The 24,775-nt window shown below is 64.1% G+C and carries 27 protein-coding genes and 1 riboswitch; of the genes, 12 read left to right on the top strand and 15 right to left on the bottom strand.

Annotated elements, in window-relative coordinates; all coding sequences use genetic code 11:
* Positions 1-123: 123 nt before the first annotated feature.
* Entirely contained in the window at positions 124-1,752 is a 1,629-nt protein-coding gene (locus tag AC0L3J_RS10410) for a fatty-acid--CoA ligase (RefSeq protein WP_456765487.1), read from the bottom strand.
* A 65-nt stretch (positions 1,753-1,817) separates the two neighbouring features.
* On the opposite strand from AC0L3J_RS10410, the gene AC0L3J_RS10405 reads away from it, so the two are divergent.
* Complete coding sequence (locus tag AC0L3J_RS10405; protein WP_456765486.1) at positions 1,818-2,927, top strand: extensin family protein; 1,110 nt, start codon at positions 1,818-1,820, stop codon at positions 2,925-2,927.
* Between the two features lie 37 nt (positions 2,928-2,964).
* Here the strand turns inward: AC0L3J_RS10405 and AC0L3J_RS10400 are convergent, their stop codons facing one another.
* Complete coding sequence (locus AC0L3J_RS10400; protein WP_456765485.1) at positions 2,965-3,651, bottom strand: L,D-transpeptidase; 687 nt, start codon at positions 3,649-3,651, stop codon at positions 2,965-2,967.
* Positions 3,652-3,987: 336 nt separating this feature from the next.
* Here AC0L3J_RS10400 and AC0L3J_RS10395 point away from each other — a divergent pair, with 336 nt between their 5' ends.
* Together AC0L3J_RS10395 and AC0L3J_RS10390 are read left to right on the top strand one after the other, a co-directional pair.
* Positions 3,988-4,965 carry a magnesium transporter CorA family protein gene (locus AC0L3J_RS10395; RefSeq protein WP_275171750.1) on the top strand — a complete coding sequence of 326 codons (978 nt, stop codon included), beginning with the start codon at positions 3,988-3,990 and terminating at the stop codon, positions 4,963-4,965.
* Between the two features lie 186 nt (positions 4,966-5,151).
* On the top strand, positions 5,152-5,370 hold the full coding sequence (locus tag AC0L3J_RS10390; RefSeq protein ID WP_026233114.1) for a hypothetical protein: 219 nt from the start codon (positions 5,152-5,154) through the stop codon (positions 5,368-5,370).
* A 78-nt stretch (positions 5,371-5,448) separates the two neighbouring features.
* Here AC0L3J_RS10390 and AC0L3J_RS10385 read toward each other — a convergent pair whose 3' ends face one another.
* The 3 genes from AC0L3J_RS10385 to pdxH form a co-directional block, all read right to left on the bottom strand.
* Entirely contained in the window at positions 5,449-6,216 is a 768-nt protein-coding gene (locus AC0L3J_RS10385) for a class I SAM-dependent methyltransferase (protein ID WP_456765484.1), read from the bottom strand.
* Positions 6,217-6,232: 16 nt separating this feature from the next.
* Positions 6,233-6,985, bottom strand: coding sequence for an SDR family NAD(P)-dependent oxidoreductase (locus tag AC0L3J_RS10380; RefSeq protein WP_007607375.1), 753 nt, complete (start codon positions 6,983-6,985; stop codon positions 6,233-6,235).
* A gap of 72 nt (positions 6,986-7,057) precedes the next feature.
* The gene (pdxH, locus tag AC0L3J_RS10375; RefSeq protein WP_456765483.1) at positions 7,058-7,699 is read right to left on the bottom strand and encodes a pyridoxamine 5'-phosphate oxidase; all 642 of its coding nucleotides are present in this window, start codon (positions 7,697-7,699) and stop codon (positions 7,058-7,060) included.
* A gap of 113 nt (positions 7,700-7,812) precedes the next feature.
* On the opposite strand from pdxH, the gene AC0L3J_RS10370 reads away from it, so the two are divergent.
* Both AC0L3J_RS10370 and AC0L3J_RS10365 read left to right on the top strand, forming a co-directional pair.
* On the top strand, positions 7,813-8,214 hold the full coding sequence (locus tag AC0L3J_RS10370; protein WP_247290981.1) for an RT0821/Lpp0805 family surface protein: 402 nt from the start codon (positions 7,813-7,815) through the stop codon (positions 8,212-8,214).
* A 109-nt stretch (positions 8,215-8,323) separates the two neighbouring features.
* Complete coding sequence (locus AC0L3J_RS10365; RefSeq protein ID WP_456765482.1) at positions 8,324-9,289, top strand: DnaJ C-terminal domain-containing protein; 966 nt, start codon at positions 8,324-8,326, stop codon at positions 9,287-9,289.
* Between the two features lie 329 nt (positions 9,290-9,618).
* Here AC0L3J_RS10365 and AC0L3J_RS10360 read toward each other — a convergent pair whose 3' ends face one another.
* Positions 9,619-10,389 (bottom strand): anti-sigma factor family protein, encoded by a 771-nt coding sequence (locus AC0L3J_RS10360; RefSeq protein ID WP_085361366.1) that lies wholly within the window; start codon positions 10,387-10,389, stop codon positions 9,619-9,621.
* A 106-nt stretch (positions 10,390-10,495) separates the two neighbouring features.
* Positions 10,496-10,984: a sigma-70 family RNA polymerase sigma factor gene (locus AC0L3J_RS10355; RefSeq protein WP_375310428.1), complete on the bottom strand. Its 489-nt coding sequence runs from the start codon at positions 10,982-10,984 to the stop codon at positions 10,496-10,498.
* Between the two features lie 173 nt (positions 10,985-11,157).
* Here AC0L3J_RS10355 and fabI point away from each other — a divergent pair, with 173 nt between their 5' ends.
* From fabI to AC0L3J_RS10335, 4 genes are all read left to right on the top strand, one after another.
* Complete coding sequence (fabI, locus tag AC0L3J_RS10350; protein WP_007594677.1) at positions 11,158-11,973, top strand: enoyl-ACP reductase FabI; 816 nt, start codon at positions 11,158-11,160, stop codon at positions 11,971-11,973.
* Between the two features lie 14 nt (positions 11,974-11,987).
* On the top strand, positions 11,988-12,587 hold the full coding sequence (locus tag AC0L3J_RS10345; protein ID WP_456765481.1) for a histidine phosphatase family protein: 600 nt from the start codon (positions 11,988-11,990) through the stop codon (positions 12,585-12,587).
* A gap of 88 nt (positions 12,588-12,675) precedes the next feature.
* Positions 12,676-13,764, top strand: a complete 1,089-nt coding sequence (gene aroC / locus AC0L3J_RS10340; protein WP_247290978.1) for a chorismate synthase — start codon at positions 12,676-12,678, stop codon at positions 13,762-13,764.
* An 80-nt stretch (positions 13,765-13,844) separates the two neighbouring features.
* On the top strand, positions 13,845-15,035 hold the full coding sequence (locus tag AC0L3J_RS10335) for an adenylate/guanylate cyclase domain-containing protein (protein ID WP_456765480.1): 1,191 nt from the start codon (positions 13,845-13,847) through the stop codon (positions 15,033-15,035).
* A gap of 44 nt (positions 15,036-15,079) precedes the next feature.
* Here AC0L3J_RS10335 and AC0L3J_RS10330 read toward each other — a convergent pair whose 3' ends face one another.
* From AC0L3J_RS10330 to AC0L3J_RS10310, 5 genes are all read right to left on the bottom strand, one after another.
* The gene (locus AC0L3J_RS10330) at positions 15,080-16,243 is read right to left on the bottom strand and encodes an HWE histidine kinase domain-containing protein (RefSeq protein WP_456769688.1); all 1,164 of its coding nucleotides are present in this window, start codon (positions 16,241-16,243) and stop codon (positions 15,080-15,082) included.
* 61 nt (positions 16,244-16,304) lie between these two features.
* The gene (locus tag AC0L3J_RS10325; RefSeq protein WP_084462249.1) at positions 16,305-16,556 is read right to left on the bottom strand and encodes a hypothetical protein; all 252 of its coding nucleotides are present in this window, start codon (positions 16,554-16,556) and stop codon (positions 16,305-16,307) included.
* 546 nt (positions 16,557-17,102) lie between these two features.
* Positions 17,103-17,408 (bottom strand): ATP-dependent Clp protease adapter ClpS, encoded by a 306-nt coding sequence (gene clpS / locus AC0L3J_RS10320; RefSeq protein WP_456765479.1) that lies wholly within the window; start codon positions 17,406-17,408, stop codon positions 17,103-17,105.
* Between the two features lie 137 nt (positions 17,409-17,545).
* Complete coding sequence (gene crcB, locus AC0L3J_RS10315) at positions 17,546-17,929, bottom strand: fluoride efflux transporter CrcB (RefSeq protein ID WP_247439028.1); 384 nt, start codon at positions 17,927-17,929, stop codon at positions 17,546-17,548.
* 28 nt (positions 17,930-17,957) lie between these two features.
* On the bottom strand, positions 17,958-19,166 hold the full coding sequence (locus tag AC0L3J_RS10310; RefSeq protein ID WP_456765478.1) for an MFS transporter: 1,209 nt from the start codon (positions 19,164-19,166) through the stop codon (positions 17,958-17,960).
* Between the two features lie 146 nt (positions 19,167-19,312).
* A riboswitch (Fluoride riboswitch) is annotated at positions 19,313-19,403 on the bottom strand.
* Positions 19,404-19,683: 280 nt separating this feature from the next.
* Here AC0L3J_RS10310 and AC0L3J_RS10305 point away from each other — a divergent pair.
* The 3 genes from AC0L3J_RS10305 to AC0L3J_RS10295 all read left to right on the top strand — a co-directional run bounded on the left by AC0L3J_RS10305 (position 19,684) and on the right by AC0L3J_RS10295 (position 22,211).
* Positions 19,684-20,553: a DUF1194 domain-containing protein gene (locus tag AC0L3J_RS10305; RefSeq protein ID WP_456765477.1), complete on the top strand. Its 870-nt coding sequence runs from the start codon at positions 19,684-19,686 to the stop codon at positions 20,551-20,553.
* A gap of 175 nt (positions 20,554-20,728) precedes the next feature.
* Positions 20,729-21,361 carry a hypothetical protein gene (locus tag AC0L3J_RS10300; RefSeq protein WP_027568720.1) on the top strand — a complete coding sequence of 211 codons (633 nt, stop codon included), beginning with the start codon at positions 20,729-20,731 and terminating at the stop codon, positions 21,359-21,361.
* A 247-nt stretch (positions 21,362-21,608) separates the two neighbouring features.
* Positions 21,609-22,211 (top strand): hypothetical protein, encoded by a 603-nt coding sequence (locus tag AC0L3J_RS10295; protein WP_456765476.1) that lies wholly within the window; start codon positions 21,609-21,611, stop codon positions 22,209-22,211.
* Here AC0L3J_RS10295 and AC0L3J_RS10290 read toward each other — a convergent pair whose 3' ends face one another.
* The 3 genes from AC0L3J_RS10290 to AC0L3J_RS10280 are packed head-to-tail and all read right to left on the bottom strand — an operon-like array spanning position 22,212 to position 24,767.
* Complete coding sequence (locus AC0L3J_RS10290; RefSeq protein WP_473346841.1) at positions 22,212-23,459, bottom strand: class I SAM-dependent RNA methyltransferase; 1,248 nt, start codon at positions 23,457-23,459, stop codon at positions 22,212-22,214.
* Complete coding sequence (locus tag AC0L3J_RS10285) at positions 23,452-24,186, bottom strand: TlyA family RNA methyltransferase (protein WP_456769687.1); 735 nt, start codon at positions 24,184-24,186, stop codon at positions 23,452-23,454. The genes AC0L3J_RS10290 and AC0L3J_RS10285 overlap by 8 nt, the downstream gene beginning before the upstream one ends.
* Positions 24,187-24,212: 26 nt before the next feature.
* The gene (locus AC0L3J_RS10280) at positions 24,213-24,767 is read right to left on the bottom strand and encodes a nucleoside 2-deoxyribosyltransferase (RefSeq protein WP_456765474.1); all 555 of its coding nucleotides are present in this window, start codon (positions 24,765-24,767) and stop codon (positions 24,213-24,215) included.
* Between the last annotated feature and the right edge of the window lie 8 nt (positions 24,768-24,775).

Genomic DNA, 24,775 nt, shown 5'->3' with positions numbered 1-24,775 from the left:
CGACGATGGGCCGTTGAGACCACGGCCCCGAGGCAAATTCAAGGGTTCCCGGGATGTTACGGCCTGTCATCCCGGTTCGATGCCGTTGGCATCGCCCGGAATGACGGTGTTTGGTTTGGCCGGCTACGCCGCCGCGTTCGGGAAGCGGTATTCTTTGAACCGATCGCGCAGCGCGGTCTTCAGGATCTTGCCCGTCGCGGTGTGGGGTATGCCGTCGACGAAGGCAACGTCGTCGGGCATCCACCATTTGGCGATCTTGCCGTCCATGAACTTCAGGATGTCCTCGCGGCTGGCCTGCTGGCCCTGCTTGAGCTGCACGATCAGCAGCGGACGCTCGTCCCATTTGGGGTGGAACACGCCGATCACGGCGGCTTCCGCCACGGCGGGATGACCGACGGCGAGGTTTTCCAGCTCGATCGAGGAGATCCACTCGCCGCCCGACTTGATCACGTCCTTGGAGCGGTCGGTGATCCGCATATAGCCGGCTTCGTCGATGGTCGCGACGTCGCCGGTGTCGAAGAAGCCGTCCTCGTCGAGAATGTCAGTGTCGACCCGGTAATAGGCCTTGGCGACGGCCGGGCCGGCGACCTTGAGGCGGCCGAAGGTCGTGCCGTCCCACGGCAGCTCCTTGCCGGCATCGTCGGTGATCTTCATCTCGACGGCAAACGGCGCGTAGCCCTGCATCTGGAGCACGTCGAGCCGCGCCTCGCCGATCGCATTCTGGAACGGCGGCTTCAGCGCCGCGACGCTGCCGATTGGGCTCATCTCGGTCATGCCCCAGGCGTGGCGGACGTTCGAGCCCATGTCGAGGAAGGCCTTGATCATCGAGCGCGGCATCGCCGAGCCGCCGCAGATCACCATCTTCAGGTCCGGCAGCTTCAGATTGTTGGCGGTCATGTGCTGGAGCAGCATCAGCCACACCGTGGGCACGCCGGCGGTATGCGTCACCCTCTCGGTCGAGAGCAGCTCATAGACCGAGGCGCCGTCGAGCTTGGCGCCGGGCATGACGAGCTTGGTGCCCTGCGAGGGCGCGGAGAAGGCGATGCCCCAGCTGTTGGCGTGGAAGAGCGGCACAACGGGAAGCATGGTCTCGGAGGCGCTGGTGCCGAGCGCGTCGACATTGTTGGCCATCAGCGCGTGCAGCACGTTGGAGCGATGCGAATACAGCACGCCCTTGGGGTCGCCGGTGGTGCCTGATGTGTAGCACATCGCGGCCGCCGTGTTCTCGTCAAAGTCCTTCCATTTAAACTTGCCGTCGGCCTCCGCAATCCAGTCCTCGTAGGCGACCACGTTCTTCAGCGTCGTCTGCGGCATGTGCGCCTTATCGGTGAGCACGACGTAGCGTTCCACGCTCGTCAGCTTGTCGGCGATCTTCTCCAGGACCGGAATGAACGTGATGTCGGTCATCACGATGCGGTCCTGCGCATGGTTGATGATCCAGGCAATCTGCTCGGGGAAAAGGCGGGGATTGACGGTATGGCAGATGGCGCCGATCCCCATGATGCCGTACCAGACCTCGAGATGGCGCCAGGTGTTCCAGGCGATCGTTGCGACACGGTCGCCGAGCTTGATGCCGTCGCGCTCCAGCATCTGCGAAACCTTGAGCGCCCGCTTGTGGATATCGGCATAGGTGGTGCGATGGATCGGTCCCTCGACCGATCGCGTCACGACCTCCTGCTTGCCATGAATCTTGGCGGCGTGTTCGATGATCCGGTGGCAGAGCAGGGGCCAGTCTTGCATCAAACCAAGCATTCCGTCGTTCCTCCGAGAAGCCGCTGGGCGGATTGTCGCTCTCAGCGTTGGGCCAAAGAATTGTCATGAGTCTTAGCCTGCCCGCCTTTCGCCGCAAATGGTCTTGTCGCGGCTATATGTCCATCGGCGCGGCAATGGTTACCGTCGCGCTCGGGCTCGGAGACCCGGCAGAGGCGCGCAAATATGGGTCCCCGCTGGATATCTTTGGTATTGCCGCACCACGGTCGCGCGCGGCGGTTCATTCCGGCAATATCTCTGGCAAGATCCCGCTCCCGAGGCCTCGCCCCGAGGAGGCGCCCAAGGCCTCAGCAAAGGCATCGGACGAGGCTCCTGCGAAGACCGAGGGCAAGCCTTCTGCGGACAAACCTGGCGCCGCCAAGCCCGCCGAGGCCGCGCCGCCGCCCGAGAAGCAGGCCTCGGCGTGCCGCCTCGCGCTGACCGAGGAGATTGCGATCGCGCCCTCGATCCCGGATATCCGCGGCCCCGGCGCCTGCGGCGGTGAGGATCTGGTGCGGCTCGAAGCCATCGTGCTGCCGGACAAGCGCAGGGTGGCGGTCAAGCCGGCGGCGATCCTCCGCTGCACCATGGCGTCCGCAATCGCCGACTGGGTGCGCAAGGACGTGGTGCCGCTGGCCGCGAGCCTCGGCTCGACCATCAGCGATCTCGACAATTTCGACAGCTTCGAGTGCCGCGGCCGCAACCGCGTTGTCGGCGCCATGCTGTCCGAGCACGGCAAGGCCAATGCGATCGATGTCCGCGCCATCAAGCTCGCTAACGGGCAGTCGATCGGCCTGACCGATCGCACCATGTCGCGCGAGGTGCGCGAGCGCGTGCTGCATTCGGTCTGCTCGCGCTTTTCGACCGTGCTCGGCCCCGGCTCGGACTGGTACCACGAGGACCATATCCATCTCGACCTCGCGCAGCGGCGCAACGACTACCGGATATGTCAGTGGAACGTCTGGGATCCCCTGCCGCAGGTTGCCCCGCTGCTGCCGGCGGAACGGCCCGAGGAGGCGCCGCCACGTGAGGTCGCGGCCAAACCTGAAGCGAAGCCCGAGGCCAAGCAAGGAATGGACGACGAGGCGGCGGAGACATCTCCTGCGCCCGCGAACAAGCCTGCGGCCGACGGCAACAAAACCCAGCCACACAGGCCGGCAACAAAAAAGCGCCGGTGAAACCGGCGCTTTTGAATGTCTGAGATCAGGAACCTGATCAGTAGCTGCCCGCTTGGCCGGTTTGGCTGCTGCCGAGCGCAAGCCGTGAATTGTAGGGCGAGTCGCCGTGCTTGGGCTCGAGCACCACAACGAGGGTGCCGACCTTGACGCGATCATAGAGATCGATCGCGTCCTCGTTGGTCAGGCGGATGCAGCCCGACGAGATCGAGGCACCGATATATTCCGGCTGGTTGGTGCCGTGAATGCGGAACAATGTGTCCTTGCCGCCGGAGTAGAGATACATCGCGCGGGAGCCCATCGGATTGTCCGGACCGGGGGCGACGAAGGTGGGCACGCCCAGGCGCGAAATTTCGCCGGGGGTGGGGTGCCAGGCCGGCCACTCGGTCTTGCTGCCCACCTTGGCGATGCCCGACCAAGCCATCGCTTCTTCACCGACGGTGATGCCGTAGCGGATCGCCTTGCCGCCATCCATGACGTAGTAGAGGTAATGGTTGTCGGAATCGACCACGATCGAGCCCGGCGATTCCTTGCGGTGGTAATCGACGATAGCGCGGCGGAACGGCTCTGCGACCGCAGTTTTCTCATACCTGACCTTGGCGAGGAGTTCCTTGTCTTTCGGCTTGAACGCCTTGGTGTCGGTCGCCTCGTAATGTGTGGCCTGCATGCAGCCCGACAGCATCAGGCCAGCGGCCAAAATACCCAGCGTAACTTTCAGCGACGACATGATTTGGTTCCAATCAACAACAGCAAGCTTTCGCAGGGCTTGAGCAAGCCCAATTCCACGATTCCGTTGGCCCTATTATCGTTGAAATCTGCCACAATTCCAGCCTTACGAAGCTTCTCCCGCGCTGCAAGACCTTACCTGTGGCTTTTCTGCCGCAAGTTTTGCGGGCCAGAGTCGGTTTCTGGGCAAAACGGGCGCATGTGTCGATTCTGTGCCACAGTTGGGCCACGGCGTCGCCACAAATGCAAACGCCCCGTTAATGTGCTTGTCATCATCAACTTGTCAGAATCGCGCTAAGGGCTGTCAGTCTGTCGCAGGCCCCTCCTGGAGTTGTGCATGTTTTCTGTGTTTGTTCCCTCCGAGTCCTCCCTCAAGAAGGCCATCGTCGAGGATCTCGCGGCAGTCCCGGAGCATGCGGTCTGGATCGACCTGGTCAACCCGACTGCGGCCGAGGACAAAGCCGTCGAGAAGCTGTCGGGGATCGCGATCCCGACCCGGGAGGACATGCAGGAGATCGAGATCTCCAGCCGCCTCTATATGGAGAACGGCGCGCGCTACATGACCGCGACGCTGATGTGCCACTCCGATACCGATATGCCCCGGACCACGGCGGTGACCTTCATTCTCGGCGACCACCGCTTGGTAACGGTGCGCTATGACCAGCCCAAGCCCTTTGCGCTGGTCGAGGCCAAGCTGGCCCGTTCCTGCACGCCGGCCATCACCGGCGAGATGGTGCTGATGGAACTGCTCGATGCCGTGATCGACCGCTGCGCCGACATCCTGGAGCGCTGCGGCGCCGAGATCGATCAGGTCTCGCATGACATCTTCGAGCCGGAGAGCGAGCGCCACGGTCACGCCAAGCAATATTCGCAAATCCTGATCTCGATCGGCCGCAAGGGCGACCTGACCTCCAAGGTTCGCGAGAGCCTGGTCTCGATCGGCCGCGTCGTCGCCTTCCTCTCGGCGGTGGTGGAGGGCGTGAAATGGTCGAAGGACATGCGTGAGCAGCTCAAGACCATGCAGCGAGACGTCGTCTCGCTGACCGACCACGCCTCCTACCTCTCCAGCAAGATCACCTTCGTGCTCGACGCCATGCTCGGCGTCGTCAATCTCGAGCAGAACAACATCATCAAGCTGTTTTCGGTCATGGCGGTTGTCCTGATGCCGCCGACGCTGATCGCCTCGATCTACGGCATGAATTTCAAAGCGATGCCGGAACTCGAATGGGCGCACGGCTATCCGTACGCGCTGGTCTTGATGTTGATCGCGGCGATCGTTCCCTATTGGATCTTCAAGTGGAAGAAGTGGCTGTAATAGCTACCGAGACCTTACGCGGGACGCAGAGACACAGTGTCTGGTGTCGCAGAATAGAGCGGGATTGCGGCCGCACGGCGATGTGTGCTCGCCGCCCCAATTCCTCCGGTAAAATTTGAGCGGTGGGCTGAACGTTTGCGCGAAACTTGTCTGCGATAAGGAGCAGGTAAGCCGCGAGGAACAGCCATGGTTGAAAAACACATAACGACGCCCCCCAACGTCATCGATCTGGCGAGCTATCGCCACGTCGCGACGAGCGGCAAGGCGTCGTCGATGTCGGCACGCATGTGCCGGCACTGTGGTGCTCCGCTGCTCGATGGCGAGAACGACGACGACTGCTCGACTGCAATCAGCACGGCCGCTCCGCAGCCACGCGAGAGGTCACGTCGGATTCGACTCGATTGAGGAACGGAAGCCAAGGGCGATCCAGGTCTTGCGGCGGCGTTGTCTGGATCGCCTTGCTTCCGCCCTTCGGCAAATCAGCTAGCGCTTCACGATCTGCGCCGTCGAGACGATGGTCTCGGCCACGACCCCGTTGCGGCTGAAAGCAGCCAGCTGCTCCCTGACGTCGCGTAGGATCGCCTCGACATTGTCGCCCAATGCATCTGGTGATGACGACGAATAGGTCAGCGTGCGCCGCGTCAGGTCCTCCACGCCAACTACGTGGCTGGTCTCGACCGTAACGAGTTCGGTGGGCTGAAAGGCGCTGCCGCGAAAGAACGCTGGCAAATCGCGATGGGTGCGCGTGCCCCTGCCTGCCTCCTCCCAGAGCTTGGCCGGCGACCAGCGGCGGCGTACGTCGTTGTAGCTATCGAGCCACGGGTTTCTGCCGTCGGTGGCCGAGAACGAGGCGCAGATCAGAATTGCGCCACCGCGCGCAACCAGCCGATCGAGCCGAGCAAGCGTCGGCTCACGATCCATCCAATGCAGCGCGCGCCCGATCGTCACGATGTCGAAGCTGATGTCGGGGCTGAGCATCTCGACCTTGCCTTCGATCAGCGTGAGTGCGTGGCCTGCGCTCGCAGCCGCGCGTCGCGCCGCATCGAGCATGGCAGGTTCTGGATCGACGCCGACGATGCGGCCGACATAGGGCGCAAAGCCGAGCGCCAGCAGCCCAGGTCCGGTGCCGAGGTCGATCAAGCTGCTTTGCGTGGAGAGGCCCAGCTTTTCCGCGACGCTGCGAAAGAACTCGCTCGGGTAGGGCGGCCGCAAATGCTCGTAGAGTGCGGCAGTGCTTGCGAACCGGCCCATGCTTGGCGCGCCTTGCCTACACGTGCTGGCCGCCGTTGATGTGGATCTCGGCGCCGTTGACGTAAGAACTGGTGTCCGTGCACAGCACGTAGATGATCTTGGCGACCTCGTCGGGCGTGCCGAGCCGGTGCATCGGGATCTGCTGGTCGACGATCTTCTCGGTGCCCGGCGATAGGATCGAGGTGTCGATCTCGCCCGGCGCGATCGCGTTGACGCGCACGCCGACGCGGCCGAAGTCGGAGGCCATCTCGCGCGTCAGGGACGCAAGCGCGGCCTTCGAGGTGGCGTAGGCCGCGCCCGCGAAGGGATGCACGCGCGAGCCCGCAATTGAGGTGACGTTCACGACAGAGCCCTTGGCCGTCTTCAGTTCCTCGATCAGCCCGCGCGCCATCATGATCGGCGCGAAGAAATTGACATTGAACACGTGCGTCCAGGTGTCGAGGTCGGTGTCGATCGAGCCGAGCCTTGAGCCGCCGGCGCCCTTCGGTGAGATCGCGGCGTTGTTGACCAGCGCATGCAGCATGCCGCCTTCGAGACGGTCGCGGATGTCGGAGATCGCGCGGGTGGTATCAGCGGGGGTGGCGAGGTCGACCTGGATGTGGTCCTCAGGGCCCGCGTCCCACGGACAATCCTCCGGGAACGGATGCCGCGAGCAGGTGATCACGCGCCATCCGGCCGAGGAGAAACGGATCACGGTGGCATGGCCGATGCCGCGGCTAGCCCCGGTCAGGAGCAGCGTGCGGCGCGGCGCATTGGAAGGCTGCGGCATGAAGGTCTTTCAGGTTGGAGCATGATCCGGACCCGGAGGGGCTTTCCGAAAAGATCATGCTCGAACAAAACACTAGGGATACATCCGCGTCTTGGACCATTTCTGGCCGGCCGCGTCACGGCGAAATTCGATGCGGTCGTGCAGGCGGAATGGGCGGTCGTGCCAGAACTCGATACGCGACGGCGTGATACGCCAGCCGCTCCAGCCCGGCGGCCGTGGCACCTCGCCGATGATGTGCTTGGCGGCGACCTTGGCGATCGCCTGCTCGAAGGCGAAGCGGCTCTCCAGCTCCTGCGACTGCTTGCTCGCCCAGGCGCCGATCTGCGCCTGCTTCGGCCGGGTCGCGAAATAGGCGTCGGCCTCGGCCTCGGTCACCGGCGTCACGTTGCCGCGGATGCGGACCTGACGGCGCAGCGACTTCCAGTGAAAAAGTAACGCCGCCTTAGGATTTGCGGCGAGTTCGCGGCCCTTCTGGCTGGCGATGTGGCTGTAGAAGACGAAACCATCAGTATCGAAGCCCTTCATCAGCACCATGCGCACGTCCGGCAGGCCATCGGGATCGACGGTCGCGAGCGCCATGGCGTTCGGATCGTTCGGCTCGCTCTTGATGGCTTCGTTCAGCCAGGCCTCGAACAGCGCAAAGGGCTCCTCGGCGGCGGTGAAATCACCGGATGTTAAGGGTGTCTGGTGTTTCATCGAGCTCGTGTCGGTCATGTCTGGGGTCCGAGTTGCGTCCTGCGGTCCAAAACGCGTCGTTGTCTGCTACCGCCCTATATAGGGTATGGGGACGCGTTGGCCTATTGGCGATCCGGCCGTCCGGCTTCGTCATGACGATCATTCTGATCGGGCTCGGCGCCGGCGGCTGCAGCTTTTCCCGCAATGACAAGAGTGCCTACGCCAAGGCCGACGACAGCGACCTCACCGGCTCGATCGCGATGCCGGCCAAGGCGCCGACCGACACCGATCTGGCCTTCGCCCGCAACGCTGCCTCCGACGTCCTCAGCAAGAACGACAAGGATTCCAGCCAGCATTGGGAGAATCCCGAAACCGGGGCGCGCGGTTCGGTCACGCCGATCGCGCAATCCTATGCCGCTGAAGACGGCCGCAAGTGCCGCGACTTCCTGGCGAGCTACGTCAACGGCAGCACCGAAAGCTGGCTCCAGGGTGCGGGCTGCCAAAGCAGCCGTGGCAGTTGGGAGATTCATACGCTAAAGCCGTGGCGGAGCTAGGAATCGCTTCACCAGGCTAGTTGCAAAAATACCACTCGCCCCCCACATGAGGCTCAAGTGGGGCGGGGAGCCCTTTGAACAATTCGATTTCTTGAAGGAGACGTGACGGATGCGCGACCCCTATGAGGTCTTGGGGGTGCCGCGGAGCGCCAACGCTGCCGCGATCAAGAGCGCCTATCGCAAGCTTGCCAAGAAGCACCATCCCGACAGCAACAAGAACGACCCGAAGGCGGCCGAGCGCTTCGCTGAGCTCAATACGGCCAACGAGATCCTCGGCGACGAGGACAAGCGCAAGCAATTCGACCGCGGCGAGATCGACGCCGACGGCAAGCCGCGCTTCCAGGGTTTTCCGGGCGGCGGCGGTGGACCGCGCGGGCGTGCGGGTCCCGGCGGGTTCGAGAGCTATACTTTCCGCGGCGGCGGCGCGGGCCCTGGTCCGGGCGGCGGCGCGTTCGAGGACATCCTCAACAGCATGTTCGGCGGTGGGCCGCGTCCGCGCCCCGGGGCCGGCGGCGGTGCCCAGTTCGAATTCGACACCGGCGGGATCGGGCTCGATCTCGACGTCAATGTCGCCATGACCGTCTCGCTGGAGGAGGCGGTGAAGGGCGGCGAGAAGCGCGTCCGGCTGCCGAATGGCAAGGAACTCAACGTCAAGATTCCGGCCGGCGTCACCGAGGGCCAGCAGATCCGGTTGCGGGGGCAGGGCGAGAGCGCTCAGGGCCATCCGCCCGGCGATCTCCTGATCACGATCAGCATCGCGCCGCATCCGTTCTTCAAGATCGAGGGCGCCGATCTCAGGATCGACCTGCCGGTCACGCTTTACGAGGCGGTGCTTGGCGGCAAGGTCCGCGTGCCCACCCTCGGCAATGCCGTGGAACTGTCGGTCCCGCAAAACACCTCCAGCGGTCGGACCTTCCGCCTTAAGGGCAAGGGACTGCCAAAAGCTGGTGGAACCGGGGATCTCTTCGTCACCATCAGGATTATGCTACCGGACGGGAACGACGCCGAGCTTGAAGCATTGATGGAGAAGTGGCGGGACCAGCACCCCTACAATCCACGTAGCGGGCTTGGTTAAGCGTGATCCGGAAAATGTGAAGGGGTTCTCCTAAAGACTGAGAGCGTCGTCCGTCGAGATGATGCTCATCATATGCCCGAGGCGTGGTAGCCCTTCTTGGTCCACGTGCTCGACGTGTCGGCTGTCCGGCGGGGTAGCCGATAAAAAGGTGCGGCCTCGAGAGGGGGACCAGCGCGGTACCAAAAACCCCAATCGAGGCCGCCCGCGTCGATCGGCGGATCGAACGCTGCTCATTTTCGCGTGATCATCCGGTGCGATAATGAGACGCGCCGATGTCTTGATTCCAAATTTTCAATGTCGGAATCGAGGCACCGCGTTTGCGTGGTTGTCTAGGTGCCGCTTTTCTCTGCCTGGTCGTAGACCGCCTGCGCCACTTTGGTCAGCCGATCCCGGTCGCCGCCACCGCTGACGACGTAGCCGACGCCGCGCTCCGACCAGAACAGCGCCCCGTCCTTGTCCGTTCTGGCGTAGCGCATCTGCGTCGCGCCATTCTCGGTCTTGGCGGTGTAGATCGTGTACCGCTCGCCCGAGGCGCCCTCATACATCAGGAACGACGCCGGCCCGTTCGGCCCCGGCAAAAGCCGGCCACCGACGAGCTTCAGTCCACTCGCCTCCAGGTTCGGTGCAAACACGGTCCAGCCGCAGCGTCTGGTCAGCCAAGCCTGGAGGTGGTCGCGCTCGTTGCCGCCGACCTCGACGGGATGGCGAACCTCGACGACATAGAGGCGGTGGGCGTCGAGCGCGTCAGTCGTAAAACTCTGGAAGGTCGAGGGCGCGTTGGCGGCGCCATGCCCCAGCCAGCCGGCGGTGCCGCCGGCGACGAAGGCCACCAGCACGGCCGCGGCGGCGCCATAGAGCCAGTGCCGCGGGCGGCGCTCCAGCCGTTCGAGCTCGAGCCGCGCCGGCACCGGCTCCTGGGCGACGGAATCGTAGCGGGCGTGCAGCATCTCGGCCATGGCGCGCCAGGACTGCACGCGCTCGCCATCCTCAGGCTGCGCGGCAAGCCAGGCCTCGACGTCGGCGCGGCGCTCGGCCGGCAGCTCGCCGTCGACATAGGCGTGCAGTTCGTCCTCGGTCACTGGGATCTTGCGGTCGTTCATATCGATCGTCTCTGGCTCTGCGGCCCAAAATGTTCTTCGTGGTTCAACTGCGCCGCTTCCCATGCCATGCAGGAGAAACGACCGGCGCGATGCATCAATCCTGCCATCATTTCACCCGCCTGAGCGCCGGGCGCTCACCCTCCAGCGAGGCTTTGACGTGGGCGCGGGCGCGTGCCAGGCGCGACATCACGGTGCCGATCGGCACGCCCTGGATGTCGGCGACCTCGCGGTAGCTCATGCCCTCCAGCATCACCAGGAGCAGCACCGAGCGTTGCTCCTCGACGAGCGTCGCCAGCGCCCTCTCGATATCGCGCCCTTCGGCTTCGGTCCCGCTGGCATCCGGGTTGTTCTCCGTCAGCTGCGTGAATTGCGGCCGCCGTGCCAGCGAGCGCCGCCGGTTCTTGTTGAGGTTGGTCAGGATCGTATAAAGCCAGCTCCTGACATCGCCCCCGAGGAACAGGCGCTCCGAACGCAGCGCCCGCACCAGCGTATCCTGCACAAGATCGTCGGCCGCATCCGCCTCGCGCGTGAGCGCGCGGGCGTAGCGGCGCAACGCCGGGATCATGGCTTCAACGCTTTGGCGAAACGCACTCATTGCGGTCTTGACGTCCTGATGTTCGGCGCGAGCGCCACAACGATCATAACACCCGAGCGGAACGGCTATTCCGGCGCTTGAAACAGCGTTAACGCCGCGTATTAGGACTGTACCGCAACGGAGGGCTGGTGTACCTCCAAACCTCACCGGGAGCTCGACGGGACGTTAGCAAAATGGCGCAGAATTCAGGTCTGATGCAGGGCAAGCGGGGCGTGGTCCTCGGCGTTGCCAACAACCGCTCGATCGCCTGGGGCATTGCCAAGGCATGCCACGCGGCCGGCGCCGAGCTTGCCTTCACCTATCAGGGCGATGCGCTGAAGAAGCGCGTCGAGCCGCTCGCCGCCGAGATCGGCGGGCTCGTGCTGGGCCATTGCGACGTCACCGATGCCGCGACCATCGATGCAGCGTTCGCGGTGCTGAAGGAGAAGTGGGGCAAGATCGACTTCCTGGTGCATGCGATCGCCTATGGCGAGCAGCTCGACGGCCGCTACGTCGACACCACGCAGGAGAATTTTTCGAAGTCCATGCTGATCTCCTGCTACTCGTTCACGGCGGTGGCGCAGCGCGCCGAGAAGTTGATGACCGACGGTGGCTCCCTCATCACGCTCAGCTATTACGGCGCCGAGAAGTGGATGCCGCATTACAACGTCATGGGCGTCGCGAAAGCGGCGCTCGAAGCGAGCGTGCGTTACCTCGCCGCCGATCTCGGCGAGAAGAACATCCGCGTCAACGCGATCTCGGCGGGGCCGATCAAGACGCTCGCTGCGTCCGGCATCGGCGATTTCAGATATATCCTGAAGTGGAACGAGGCCAACGCACCGCTGCGGCGCAACGTCTCCACGGAAGACGTCGGCGGCAGCGCGCTGTATTTCCTCTCCGACCTTTCGCGCGGCGTCACCGGCGAGGTGCACCACGTCGATTCCGGCTATCACGTACTCGGCATGAAGCGCCCGGACGCGCCGGACATTTCGTTCGGCGGGAAGGACTAACTTTTCACCCAGCAATGCCCGTGCCCACGATCTATTACCTTCGCCACGGCGAGACCGAGTGGAATGCGCTCGGGAGGCTTCAGGGCATCAAGGACATTCCGCTGAACGCGCGCGGTCGCGGTCAGGCCGTGCAGGCCGGCGGTATTCTCGCCGATCTGTTCAAGCGCGAGGGCCGCGACAAGGCTGCATTACCCTACGTGTCGAGTCCGCTTGGCCGCGCGCGAGAGACCATGGAACTGGCGCGGAGCAAGCTCGAACTGCCGACTGCGGACTATGCGCTCGACGATCGCCTGCGCGAGATCGGCTACGGCACCTGGGAGGGACTGACGCTGGCCGAGAGCGAGGCCTCCGATCCCGAGATCTACGCCCGGCGCCTCGCCGACAAATGGACGGTCGGCCCCGCGGGCGGGGAGACCTACGCCGATGTCCAGGTCCGCGTGCGCGCCTGGTACGACCAGCTGCGGACCGACACCGTCGCGGTCGCCCATGGCGGGACCTGCCGGGCCCTGATGGTTTCACTCGGCCTGGAGACGCCGGCGAGCGCCGCCGAACTCTATATCGAGCAGGGCGCCGTCTACGTGTTCCGCGACGGGCGGCTGGAGAAGTTTAGTTAAGCCGGCTCGCCGTCTCCGTGGCGGCTGCGGGTTTGACCACCGGCGCCCCGCGCGTTACCACACGCGGGAACCGAGCCTGCGAGCAGCGATGTCCTTCAACACCTTCGGCCACATGTTCCGCGTCACGACCTTCGGCGAGAGCCATGGGGTGGCGATCGGCTGCGTGGTCGACGGCTGCCCGCCCATGATCCCGCTCGTCGAGGCCGACATCCAGGGTGATCTTGATCGCCGCCGGCCCGGCCAGTCGCGCTTCACGACCCAGCGTCAGGAGCCGGACCAGGTCAAGATCCTCTCGGGCGTGATGGCGCATCCGGAGACCGGCGTGCAGGTGACGACGGGCACGCCGATCGGGCTCCTGATCGAGAACACCGACCAGCGCTCGAAGGACTATTCCGAGATCAAGGACAAGTTTCGCCCTGGTCATGCCGACTTCACCTATGAAGCGAAGTACGGTCTGCGCGACTATCGCGGCGGCGGCCGCTCGTCGGCGCGCGAGACCGCGACGCGCGTTGCCGCCGGCGCGATCGCGCGAAAGGTGCTGCCCGACGTGAAGGTGCGCGGCGCGCTGGTGCAGATGGGGCCGCACAAGATCGACCGCGCGAAGTGGGACTGGGACGAGATTGCGAAAAACCCGTTCTTCTGTCCGGACAAGGACAAGGCCGCGTTCTTCGAGACCTATCTCGACGGCATCCGCAAGAGCGGCTCCTCGATCGGCGCGGTGATCGAGGTCGTCGCCGAAGGTGTGCCGGCCGGCCTTGGCGCGCCGATCTACGCCAAGCTCGATGCCGAGCTCGCCGCCGCAATGATGAGCATCAATGCGGTGAAGGGCGTCGAGATCGGCGCCGGCTTTGCCGCGGCCGAGCTCACCGGCGAAGAGAACGCCGACGAGATGCGCACCGGCAATGACGGCACGCGTTTTCTGTCCAATCACGCCGGCGGCGTGCTGGGCGGCATCTCCACGGGGCAGCCGGTGGTGGTGCGTTTCGCGGTCAAGCCGACCTCGTCGATCCTGCAGCCGCGTCTCACCGTCGATCGCAACGGCGCCGACACCGAGATCATGACCAAGGGCCGCCACGATCCCTGCGTCGGCATCCGCGCCGTCCCCGTCGGCGAAGCCATGATGGCCTGCGTGCTGGCGGATCATTTCCTGCGCGACCGCGGCCAGGTCGGGCGGTAGCGTTGCGCGAGGCGCTTGTACCGCGCCACTAGCCCGCCGCGCAGCTTGACGATCCCACAACTTCGTCCGCAAATGCGCGCATGGAAAGCTCCGAGCTCCAACGTATCACCAGCTGGCTGATCGACGGCACCTGGTCGTCGAAGACCCCGGCCGAGATGACGGCGGAAGCCTGCGAACGGATGGTCGCAGCCGGTCTGCCGCTATGGCGGTTCGGCATCTTCATCCGCACGCTGCATCCCGAAATTTTCGGTCGCAACTTCATCTGGCGGGAGGGCGAGGAGGTCGAGATCGGCACGGTCGATTTCGAGATCCTGCAGACGCCGGAATTCGCCAGAAGTCCGCTGCGGGTCGTGTTCGAGCAGGGACTTGAGGTGCGGGGACGCATGGACGATCCCGGCAGCAAGCATTTCCCTTTTTTCGACGATATGCGTGCCGAAGGCGTCACCGACTACGTCGCGACGCCAATGCAGTTTCTCGACGGCTCGGTCCACGCGACGAGCTGGACCACGCGCCATCCAGGCGGATTCACCGAGAAACACATCGCGGCGATCCACGCCATCATCAAACCGCTCGCGCGCATCACCGAGATCATCAGCCTGCGCCGCACCGCCGAGATGCTGCTCGACACCTATGTCGGCAATCGTGCCGGCGCGCGCATCCTTGGCGGTCAGATCCGCCGCGGCCACAACGACACCATGCAGGCTGCGATCTGGCTCTCCGATCTGCGCGGCTTCACCGCACTGTCGGACCGGCTGCCGGCCGAGACCGTGGTCGAGATCCTCAATCACTATTTCGATTGTCAGGTCGCCGCGATCCGGGGCCATGGCGGCGAGGTGCTGAAATTCATGGGCGACGGCCTGCTCGCGGTGTTCCCGATCGACGAATATGTCGGCGATGCCGCGCATGTCTGCACGCGGGTGCTGGAGGCGGCGCGCGAATCCCGCGCCAGCGTCGAGGCGCTCGCGTATCCTGTCGGCGACGCCGTCGAGCGCTTCCGCTTCGGTGTCGCGCTCCACGTCGGCAATATCCTCTACGGCAATATCGGCGGCGGCAACCGCCTCGACTTCACCTGCATCGGTCCCGCGGTGAACCTCGCCGCCAGGCTCGAGAAGATCACGGGTCGCCTGGGGCGGACCGTCGTGGCCTCGGAAATGTTCGCCAATGTCTGCCGCCACGACTGGCACGAGCTCGGCGAATTCCCGATCGCGGGCTTTTCAAAGGCGCAGCGCGTGTACGGGCTGACGGAGGAGAGGCCGGGGATGATGGCCTGAGGTCGTCCTCGGATGTCCGCCGCCGTCAACCTGGCGAGCAGAATTCAGGCGTTCGACGCCATCACCGACTTCAGCGGTACATCCAGCTGATAGACAAATCCGGATGGTTCGTAGGCCAGCCGCACCTGTCCGTTCAGTTGCTGGCCGAGCGACTCGATCATCCGGGTGCCGTAGCTCCGTCGCGTCGGCGGCGCCACCACGGGGCCGCCGCTTTCGCTCCACTTCAGGCGCAGCCTTTGCTCGATCTCGTCCACCGTCCATGCGATCTCGACATGGCCGGAGGAACTGGACAGCGCGCCGAATTTCGTCGTGTTGGTGCAGAGCTCATTGAACGTCATCGCGAGCGCTATCACGGCACCGGATGTGATCCTGAGGTCCGGGCCGTTGAAATGGAATCGTCGGCCCCCCTGACTGTCAAAGGGATCGGTGGCGCCGCTCAAGGTGTGAGTGAGGCTCGCATTTGACCAGCTGACCTGTATCAACAGGTCGTGGGCACGCCCCAACGCCAGCAAGCGGCCATCCATGGCTTTTTGGCCTTGCTCGAGATTGATCGCGGCCCGGAAACTCTGGGCTGCGATTGCGCTCACCGTCGCAAGCGTATTCTTGATGCGATGATGCAACTCTCCGAGGATGAGCTTTTGCAACTTGTCGGCCGCCTCGCGTTCGTGGGCTTCGATGCCGGCTTGAGCGAGCAGGACCTTGGCGTCGGTGTCGGCCTGTTCCAGCAACAGGCGCAGATTGTCGTTCTCGGCTACGAGAACCGATTCCTGTGGCGATCGAGCAAGGTTGTCCCCAGGATCCGTCGTTGTGGTCGGAAGGATTTTTAGCGCGCCCGCTCCGATCATCGTCTGCAATTGCGAGATCATTTCGTCGACGGCGAGCGGCTTGCGAAAGAAGCGGCTGTCCGCCGGCGTTTCGTTTTCAGACGGCTTTACCTGACCGGAAACCAGCACGATCTTGATGGCAGGCCAGCGATCGTGCACCGCGTGGGCCAGCTTCAAGCCGTCCATGGTCCCGGGCATCTGGATGTCGCTGAACAGAAGCGAGATGTCCGACCGCGACTCGAGGATTGCGATAGCTTCGTCGGCATTGACGGCCTGCACAGGGCAGAAGCCTGCATCCTCCACGATATCGACTGCGCGCATGCGCAAGATCATCTCGTCTTCGACGACGAGAACGTTCGGCAAGGAGGTTGGAGGTGTAGACATCTGTGCACGACACTTTCCTGGATCATCCGACAAGGCCGGTCGGCGCTTTGCGATTGTTGGTCTAGCGGCGCGCCGTCACCAAGCGAGCTTCATGAACCCTGGCATCGGATTCACCTCGGCGCAGACACGATGCTTCGAAGTCCGGCCAGACTTGGCTACCGCAATTCGTGGCCACCGGATGGCTCGCCAGCCGGTCCGCCTTCGCCAAAGCAACTGTCTCGCGCGCTTTCACTTGCGGAGCAAAACCGGGCAACACCATTACGGACACTCCGAGGAGCGCGAATATCGCGAACGCGATAAGAGATTTCATCATTTGGGGCTGCTTTGGCTGTCGACCGCCCCCTTTTGTTTGGGGACGCTGTTACAACAACCAAAATGAAATATAGTTCATTTCATACAACTTATATTTGAGGTGTGATTTGTGGGCGGATGCCGCCCTCGGCCCGGATCGTCACTCGACGTGAACAGGCCGCCGACCAGGTTGGCTACCACTACCTCGGTGTCTTGGAGCCAGGCAGGCTTATCCAATCATGAATGTGCGAGGCCGTTTCGCTCAATCGCGCCGCTTTGAGCAGCGCTTCCCGCTGGACGCCGGGCGGAGCAATCTCTGCGCGACGGCGAGCCTCGGCTGCCAATTGGGCAAGGCGATTGCTCAGCGGGATGGTTCTCTTGGTGGTGTCTTGCATAGGGCGCGCCGCATTGGGCGGGAGCGCAAAGACTCTCTCAGTCACCGATAGATGCCGTGATGGGCCGGTGATGGCTCACCATGCGCCTGTTGGCGGCCAATAGATACATTATTCAGCAGGGCAGATTTGACGCCGAAATCGAAAGACGGCGCACCAAAGGCGGACCGGTGCAACTATTCCTCCGGCTCCGTGGTGAACAGCAGGGGATAGCCCTTGGTGCGGCCGGCGTCGGTGGCGCGGGTGGCCTTGGTCTCGGCGACGTCCTTGGTGAAAACCGCGACCACGCAGGCGCCGAGCTTGTGGGCGGTGATCATCACCTTGTAGGCCTGATCCTCCGTCATGCGGAACTCGGCCTTGAGGATCATCGTGACGAATTCGCGAGGCGTAAAGTCGTCGTTGATCAGGATGACCTTGTGCAGCTTCGGCCGCTCGACCTTGGTCTTCGTTCTGGTCTTCGGTTTTACAACAGTGTCGGCCATCGCTTCCGAAACGCCTTGGTGCAGTTGAGCTTCCAGCCGGCCGATCATATTGCAGGACGCTGCCCTTCTCCTAGATGGTAGGCGCGCTTGTCATATGCGGCTCCGGATGAGCAGGAATGCGCCGCTGCGCTCGCCTATCACGGAAGTGCGCGGACGAGTTGCATTGCGGCGATGAGGGCTGCAACCGACAACACTACCGATCCAATCATGTAGGCGGCCGAGGCCCATGTCTGTCCACGCTCGACCAGAGACCAGGCATCCAGCGAGAACGTCGAGAATGTGGTGTATCCGCCACAAATCCCGACCGTCAGGAATATCCGGACGGCTTGCGGCAGGTTCCACCTCGTCGCGAACATCGCGGTGAAAACCCCGATCAGGAACGATCCCGTCACGTTGATGATCAGGGTGCCCCAGGGGAAATCGGTGCCGAACGCTCGGCCTGAACCGATCGCAACGAGATAGCGCACGACTGCGCCAAGCGCTCCACCAGCGGCGACCGCCAGAATGAATTGGACGTTCAACGTCTCGTTCCCCCGTTTGCCATTTCCATCATGTATCCTCCCTTACCAGCCCCCCGCCGACGGCAAATAGTCCCATCAGCGCGACCAGCGCGAAGCCGAGCCCCGCCAGGAACGTGCCGGCCGGACCATAGGCATCCCACAGCGCACCGGCGATCACGCTTGCGGCCAGCAAGGCAAGGCCGGTGAACAGGTTGAAATAGCCGAACGCAGTGCCGCGCAAGCTTGGTGGCGCTGCGTCTGCGACGAGGGCCGAGAGCAGGCCTTGCGTCAGCCCCATATGCAGTCCCCACAGCACGACGCCGAGCGCGAGGCCGCCAAGGTTTGGCAGCAGTGCGAGCGCGAGATCGGCGCCGGCGAGGAAGACGAGGCCGAGCGCGAGCAGGCCGGTGCGGTTGATCCGGTCCGAGAGCACGCCGGCTGGATAGGCCGACAACGCATAGACGATGTTCATCAGCACCAGCACGGCCGGCACCCACATCGCATTGAGCCCGATATTCTGCGCGCGCAGGATCAGAAAGGCCTCGCTGAAACGCGCCAGCGTGAACACGACGCCGACCGCGACGACACGCCAGTACACGGACCCGAGCTGGCGCATCGCGGCCATGTTCAGCGGATTCCTTGACGGCTCCCGGCCTGGGTCCGGCTCCGGCTCGCTCACCGCGAACGCGATCAGTCCGAACGACAGGAACGCCGGCAGCACCGCCACCCAGAACACCGCCGTAAAATTGTCCGCCGTCCACCACATCAGGCCGATCGCGATGAGCGGCCCGATGAACGCACCGATGGTGTCGAGCGACTGCCGCAGGCCGAAGCTCGCGCCGCGCAAACCGATGGGTGCGATATCGGCGATCAGTGCATCGCGCGGCGCGCCGCGAATGCCCTTGCCGACCCGGTCGATGAAGCGCGCGGCAACCAGCCATCCGACGCTGGGGGCAAGCGGGAACAGGGGTTTTGTCAGCGCGGCGAGCCCGTAGCCGAGCGCGGCGAGAAATTTGCGCCGGCCGAGCCAGTCGGACAACGCGCCGGAGAAGATTTTCGTGATCGAGGCGGTCGCCTCGGCAATGCCCTCGATGAAGCCGACGGTAAGCGTGGAGGCGCCGAGCACGGTGACGAGATAGACCGGCAGCAGCGCGTGGATCATCTCGGAAGAGACGTCCATCAGCATGGAGACGAAGCCGAGCACCCAGATCCCCCTGGGCAGCCCCGCACGTGCAGCATTCGGTGTTGTCGTCGTCACGTCCAGGACTTCTCCTCGGCTCTGCTTGACCTCTGCTTGATCTCTGCTTGGCCTCTCCTTGGCCTTCGCATCCAGGCAACAAAAAACCCGCCAGCGGCGGGTTTGTCCATGCTCCCGCCGAAGGCAGAGGCCTGAAAATTGCCCCTCCTCAAGCAGGAGTCATCAGCCCACTACGGTCCAAGATTCGGTTTCAAGGCCGCCGGGCGGTTGTCGGGGGACTCCATCCCCATCTGTCCGGCCAGCCTAACATGGAAATCGCGCCGGACAAGTGGGCGAGGGCGCGCTGTCCAGTGGACCGTTGTCCGGGAGCGCACCACGGCATGCCGGTGCTGGCGATCGCGCAGTCCAGCGGCGCGAGCGCGGCAACATCGCGGCAGCTTTACGTAATGCTTCGCAATTCCCGACCCGCAGATCCCAACGCGCAAATCCCTAACTGGAATGTGAAGCGCAAGCGATCTTCGGACTTTGCGGCAAGGCGATTGCATGTCACCATCACGTCATACGACGGGAGGCTGCGATGCGCTTGCTGTTCTCGATCGGGGCTGTGCTGGTGACCGGCATGTTCGCCGGAGGGGACGTCGCGGGCATCGCGGCACCAGGACCCAAATTTGAGTCGCCTAAAATTCAGCCGCAGCGGCAAGCAGCCGACAGGGACGCGCAGACGGTCGATGTCGAGCTGATTCTCGCTGTCGACGTCTCCTACTCCATGGACATGGACGAGCTCGCGATCCAGCGTGAAGGCTATGCGCAGGCGATCCAGTCGAAGGAATTCCTGCAAGCGCTGAAGCTGGGCCCGAACGGCCGGATCGCGGTGACCTATTTCGAGTGGGCCGCCTCGACCGACCAGAAGATCATCATCCCCTGGCGCCTGATCGACGGACCGGAGACCGCCGACGCCGTCGCCGCCGAAATCATGAAGACGCCGATCCGGCGCGCCTCGCGCACCTCGATCTCCGGCGCGATCAGTTTCGCGATGCCGCTGTTCGATGAGGATCCCTATCGGGGGCTGCGCCGCGTGATCGACATTTCCGGTGACGGTCCCAACAACAATGGCACTCCGGTCACGATTGCGCGCGACGCGGCGATCGAGAAGGGCATCGTCATCAACGGCCTGCCGATCATGGTCAAGGAGCCGTCCTATTCGACCATGGATATCGACAATCTCGATTTCTACTATGAGGATTGCGTCATCGGCGGTCCCGGTTCCTTCGTCATCACGATCAAGGACCGCGACAAGTTCAAGGAAGCCATCCGCACCAAGCTCCTGATGGAGGTTGCGGGCCGTATGCCGGAGCGCCCCGTGATGCGGGTTGCGGAGAAGGACAAGGAGCCGCGTGTGAACTGCATGATCGGCGAGAAGATCTGGTCGGACCGCTGGGGTCGCTGAGCGCTGCCACCGGACGAGACCTTTTGCCCTATTTGCCCGCGATGGAATGTTAACCATGCGTTAACTGTTGCGTGGCCCTAATCGGCTGCTTCCAATTGTTTCCGGATACTGTTCTGACGTTCCTGTCGGGGCGCAAACCAAGCGGGCCCGTCAGACAAATCCGCCGAGCAATCCAATGGCCATCGTCTCATCGAGCACCAGCCAGATTTCTCCCGCTCTCGAGCGGGTGTATCACCAGAGCTCCCTGCTCGGTGAGTGGAAAGGCAATTGGGCGGGCAACAACCAGCCCGTCAGCTTCAAGGTCGTGAACATCCGCGGTGCCCGGGCGCAGGTCGAGTACACCCATAACGGACGCACGGAGCGCGGTTTTGGCGAGGTCGCCGGTTCGCTTCTCACCTTCGGAACGGTCACGGTCGGCACCAAGGACGGCAAGAGTCTGGTGCTGTTGTCATCTGCAGGCGCGGGCAAGCAGACCGCGACTCTCGAGAAGCAGGCGCCGCCAGCCTCCGACAGCCGCCTGATGGGAAGCTGGGGCGGCTATTCCAGTGACAATGGCAAGAGCGCGAGCTTCAGGGTGCTCGCTGTCAACGGCAACGAAGCGCAGGTCAGCGTCACCACCGATGGCGTCACGCGTCAGGGCACCGGCACCGTCTACAAGAACGTCATCATGTTCGGGCAGGCGCAGATTGCGACCGACGACGGGCAGAACGGCAAGATCATCTACCAGGTCCGCAACAAGTCCTTCGTGGTGCCCGTGACGAAATATCCGCCGTCGGATACATCGTCCTCGGTGGACAGGACGGCATAACGCCCCGCCGTCGTTTGCCGCGGCTTGAGTCAGCGCCGCCACGGTACTGCAATCGAACGCTTTCGACCTATCTGGCAGCGAGCGGTCGCGGCGGCGGAACGCTTTCGACCTTCTTGTCACCGTGGGAACCGAGCAAGACCTCGGGAACGCATGCGGGAGTTGATTGAAACGACGCTTCCGGTCGGCTCCGCTGGCCTTCGGGGCATCCGTCGCGTATAATTTCCGCACTTCCTTGACGGTCATCTCAATGTCCAGCCTCACAGATTCCCGCGCCTTCGCAATTCTCTTCGCCGCGCTTTGCCTCGGCGGAGCATCGGCTCATGCGCAGGTGGCGCCCGTGAGGTATTGGATACCGGGTGGTCCTTTCGGCTGGGGTGGCAGTGTCGGCCAGAGTGCCGATGCCTACGGCAATTTTCCAAGCTTGAAGGCCGGCGATGCCGACGGAAGCTACAATTTTCGTCCCGGGTTCTTTGTCGGAAGCGAGCGCGGCAATCTCGGTTTGAACGGTTTCAGCCAGAGCGGGCCCGTCGGCAATTTCAGCGCGCTCTCCTACGATGGCACGCAATTTGGTTACAACACCAAGACCGCTGGCGGCATGCCCGTCACGTTCTTTGCCGGTTTCGACACGCTGAAATACGGGGGCGGCATTGGCAGCTCGCTTGCGCCGCTCACCTCCAGCGCCTCGCCCGGCTATGGCGCATTTGCGGGTGTCGAGTTCAAGCCGACCTCCAACCTCAGCCTGTCGTTCGGCGCCGGCTTCACCCAGCAGCAATCCGGGCGCATGGACAGCGACATCAACTCGTCGATATTGCCCGGCGAGTCGCCGGCCCTGGGCGGCCTTAGGCGCTAACTAGCGCGTGAACTTCGCCACCAGCTCGACATGCGGCGTATGCCGGAACTGGTCGACCGGCACCACCGGATCCATCTTGTAGCCGCCGTCGATCAGCAGCCGCGCGTCGCGGGCAAAGGTCGCGACATTGCAGGAGACCGCGACCACCACAGGCACCCTGCTCGCGGCGAGCTTCAAGGCCTGCGCCTGCGCGCCCTGGCGCGGCGGGTCGAACACGACGGCGTCGAAATCGCGCAGCTCCGGACCCACCAGAGGACGGCGAAACAGATCGCGCGGCTCGGCCTTGATCGGCTTGAGCCCCGGCGTCCGCGCGGCTTTTTCGAGCGCTGCAACGGCGCCGGCGTCGTTGTCATGGGCGGTGACGCGGGCCTTCTCGGCGAGCCGCAACGCGAACGGACCGACGCCGCAGAAGAGGTCGAGAACGTTCTTCGCCTTGCCGATGCGCTCGGCGACCAGCGACGCAAGCGTCTCTTCGCCGGCGACGGTCGCCTGCAGGAACGAGCCCGGCGGCAGCGTCACCTCGGCGCGGCCCATCCGCACGGTCGGTGGCAGGCGTTGCAGCACCAGTTCGCCGTGCCGTGTCAGCCGGGCCAGGCGATGTTGCTCGGCGACGCGCGACAGCGCCGTCACGAGCGGCGTTGGCAGCGGGCCGGAGCCGCGCACGTCGATGTCGAGACCGTTGGCGGTCGCGGTGACCTGGATGTCCAGCGGTTTCGTCACCGGCATTTTGGACGTCAGCAGCTCGGCGAGCGCCCAACCGGCATCGAGCGCGCCCTCGAGCCCGGGATCGAGGATCGGGCAACGATCAATCGGGATGACGTCGTGCGAGCTCGCCGCCGAGAAGCCGACCTTGAGGATGTCATGGGTGCCGAACCGGCCATGCAGCGTGATGCGCCTGCGTCCCGCACCGTGGGCATCGACCAGCGACGCCACCTCGCAGTCGATGCCGGCCTGGGCCAGGGTCTCGACCACGATGCCGCGCTTCCAGGCGTGATAAGGTTCAGCCGCCCAGTGCTGGATCGCGCAGCCGCCACAGACGCCGAAATGCGGACAGAACGGCGCGACGCGCTCGGGGCTGGCGACGTCCACCGCCAGCAGCTTGCGGCGGTCAGGATGATTGCCGACGACATGATCGACCTCGACGGTCTCACCGCCGAGCGTGTAGGGCACATAGATGGCATCGCCAGCGTCGAGCGAGACGCCGTCGCCGCGATGGCCGACGTGATCGATCGTCACGCGCTCAACCACGGCGCGCGCCCAGGAAGAATTCGATGTTGCCGTCGCCGCCGGTGATCGCCGACGGGAATACCTCGATATTGGTGCAGCCGAGCGAGGCCGCAAAGCCGGCGATGTCGTCGCAGATCTCGCGGTGCACGGCGGCGTCGCGGACGATGCCCTTCTTGTTGTGCTTCCGGTCCGCCTCGAATTGCGGCTTGATCAGCGCCAGCAGGCTCATCGGAGCGGCCGCCAGCGACAGCGCCACGGGCAGCACCGTCTTGAGCGAGATGAAGCTGACGTCGATCACGACGACATCGGGCCGCGCCGGCAGGCGCTTGCCGTCATAGGCGCGGATGTCGGTCTCTTCCATCGACACGATCTTGGAGTGGCCGCGCAGCGAGGGATGCAGCTGGCTGGTGCCGACGTCGACGGCAAAGACGAGACTCGCGCCGTTCGCCAGCAGCACCTCGGTGAATCCGCCGGTGGAAGCGCCGACGTCGAGGCAGACATGGTCCTCGATCTCGATCGGGTAGCGCTCCAGCGCGCCGGCGAGTTTGACGCCGCCGCGGGAGACGTAGGGGTGCGCGGGCTCGGCCTGGATCACGGCGTCCTCGGCGATAGTCTCCGACGGCTTTGCGACCTGCTTGTCGTCGGCGGTGACGAGCCCGGCCTCGATCGCCGCGCGCGCCCGCGCCCGGCTCTCGAACAGGCCGCGCTCGACCAGCAGAACATCCGCGCGCTTGCGGGCAGGGGACATCATCTCTCCGAAGACACCTGAGGCGCTTATGTAGCGATCAATCGCGCGGCCGCCATCTGGACGCAAGCCTCGAACGCGGCCAGATCGTGCCAGACGTCGATCGGCATCTGCGCCGGCGTCACCAACGGGCAGCCATGCAGCTCCAGCGCATGGATCATCATGAGATTGTCGACGAGGCCAAAATCCTCGACCGTCAGCCCCTGCGCATCGACCAGCCGTCCGTCCTTGGACGTCACGTCCATGAAACGGCCGAGGCGGTCGGCATAGTCGGCGCCGTCGTTGGAATAGGCGAGGCAAACCTTGCGGCGGCCGGCCATGTAGCCGAGCTCGTAGACGGTGCCGGGATCGGAGCCGGCGCCGCGGAACGGCGTGAGGTTGGCGATGATTGCATCGGCCGCGTCCATCATCGCCTCGTTACCGCAAAAGATCTGCCGCGAGGCGTCGGGAGCGGCGAGGTCGATCTCGTTGTCGAGGGGATAGAGGCCGGTGAGGCCGTGCGCAGCACAGATCGCGGCCTTCTGCCGGCCGATCTCGACCGCATCTGGCAGGAACACGTCGGGGCCTGCCAGATAGATTTTCATCGAGCTGC

The organism is Bradyrhizobium sp. Kon37, assembly GCF_055807535.1.
The sequence above is the reverse complement of the archived record's forward strand: the minus strand, read 5'-3'. Positions and strand labels throughout refer to the sequence as shown.

Excerpts from the sequence above, each read along its gene's own strand:
- AC0L3J_RS10410 (WP_456765487.1), bottom strand. The coding sequence starts at position 1,752 with ATGCTTGGTTTGATGCAAGACTGGCCCCTGCTCTGCCACCGGATCATC.
- AC0L3J_RS10405 (WP_456765486.1), top strand. The coding sequence starts at position 1,818 with ATGAGTCTTAGCCTGCCCGCCTTTCGCCGCAAATGGTCTTGTCGCGGC.
- AC0L3J_RS10400 (WP_456765485.1), bottom strand. The coding sequence starts at position 3,651 with ATGTCGTCGCTGAAAGTTACGCTGGGTATTTTGGCCGCTGGCCTGATG.
- AC0L3J_RS10395 (WP_275171750.1), top strand. The coding sequence starts at position 3,988 with ATGTTTTCTGTGTTTGTTCCCTCCGAGTCCTCCCTCAAGAAGGCCATC.
- AC0L3J_RS10390 (WP_026233114.1), top strand. The coding sequence starts at position 5,152 with ATGGTTGAAAAACACATAACGACGCCCCCCAACGTCATCGATCTGGCG.
- AC0L3J_RS10385 (WP_456765484.1), bottom strand. The coding sequence starts at position 6,216 with ATGGGCCGGTTCGCAAGCACTGCCGCACTCTACGAGCATTTGCGGCCG.
- AC0L3J_RS10380 (WP_007607375.1), bottom strand. The coding sequence starts at position 6,985 with ATGCCGCAGCCTTCCAATGCGCCGCGCCGCACGCTGCTCCTGACCGGG.
- pdxH (WP_456765483.1), bottom strand. The coding sequence starts at position 7,699 with ATGACCGACACGAGCTCGATGAAACACCAGACACCCTTAACATCCGGT.
- AC0L3J_RS10370 (WP_247290981.1), top strand. The coding sequence starts at position 7,813 with ATGACGATCATTCTGATCGGGCTCGGCGCCGGCGGCTGCAGCTTTTCC.
- AC0L3J_RS10365 (WP_456765482.1), top strand. The coding sequence starts at position 8,324 with ATGCGCGACCCCTATGAGGTCTTGGGGGTGCCGCGGAGCGCCAACGCT.
- AC0L3J_RS10360 (WP_085361366.1), bottom strand. The coding sequence starts at position 10,389 with ATGAACGACCGCAAGATCCCAGTGACCGAGGACGAACTGCACGCCTAT.
- AC0L3J_RS10355 (WP_375310428.1), bottom strand. The coding sequence starts at position 10,984 with ATGAGTGCGTTTCGCCAAAGCGTTGAAGCCATGATCCCGGCGTTGCGC.
- fabI (WP_007594677.1), top strand. The coding sequence starts at position 11,158 with ATGGCGCAGAATTCAGGTCTGATGCAGGGCAAGCGGGGCGTGGTCCTC.
- AC0L3J_RS10345 (WP_456765481.1), top strand. The coding sequence starts at position 11,988 with ATGCCCGTGCCCACGATCTATTACCTTCGCCACGGCGAGACCGAGTGG.
- aroC (WP_247290978.1), top strand. The coding sequence starts at position 12,676 with ATGTCCTTCAACACCTTCGGCCACATGTTCCGCGTCACGACCTTCGGC.
- AC0L3J_RS10335 (WP_456765480.1), top strand. The coding sequence starts at position 13,845 with ATGGAAAGCTCCGAGCTCCAACGTATCACCAGCTGGCTGATCGACGGC.
- AC0L3J_RS10330 (WP_456769688.1), bottom strand. The coding sequence starts at position 16,243 with ATGTCTACACCTCCAACCTCCTTGCCGAACGTTCTCGTCGTCGAAGAC.
- AC0L3J_RS10325 (WP_084462249.1), bottom strand. The coding sequence starts at position 16,556 with ATGATGAAATCTCTTATCGCGTTCGCGATATTCGCGCTCCTCGGAGTG.
- clpS (WP_456765479.1), bottom strand. The coding sequence starts at position 17,408 with ATGGCCGACACTGTTGTAAAACCGAAGACCAGAACGAAGACCAAGGTC.
- AC0L3J_RS10305 (WP_456765477.1), top strand. The coding sequence starts at position 19,684 with ATGCGCTTGCTGTTCTCGATCGGGGCTGTGCTGGTGACCGGCATGTTC.
- AC0L3J_RS10300 (WP_027568720.1), top strand. The coding sequence starts at position 20,729 with ATGGCCATCGTCTCATCGAGCACCAGCCAGATTTCTCCCGCTCTCGAG.
- AC0L3J_RS10295 (WP_456765476.1), top strand. The coding sequence starts at position 21,609 with ATGTCCAGCCTCACAGATTCCCGCGCCTTCGCAATTCTCTTCGCCGCG.
- AC0L3J_RS10285 (WP_456769687.1), bottom strand. The coding sequence starts at position 24,186 with ATGTCCCCTGCCCGCAAGCGCGCGGATGTTCTGCTGGTCGAGCGCGGC.
- AC0L3J_RS10280 (WP_456765474.1), bottom strand. The coding sequence starts at position 24,767 with ATGAAAATCTATCTGGCAGGCCCCGACGTGTTCCTGCCAGATGCGGTC.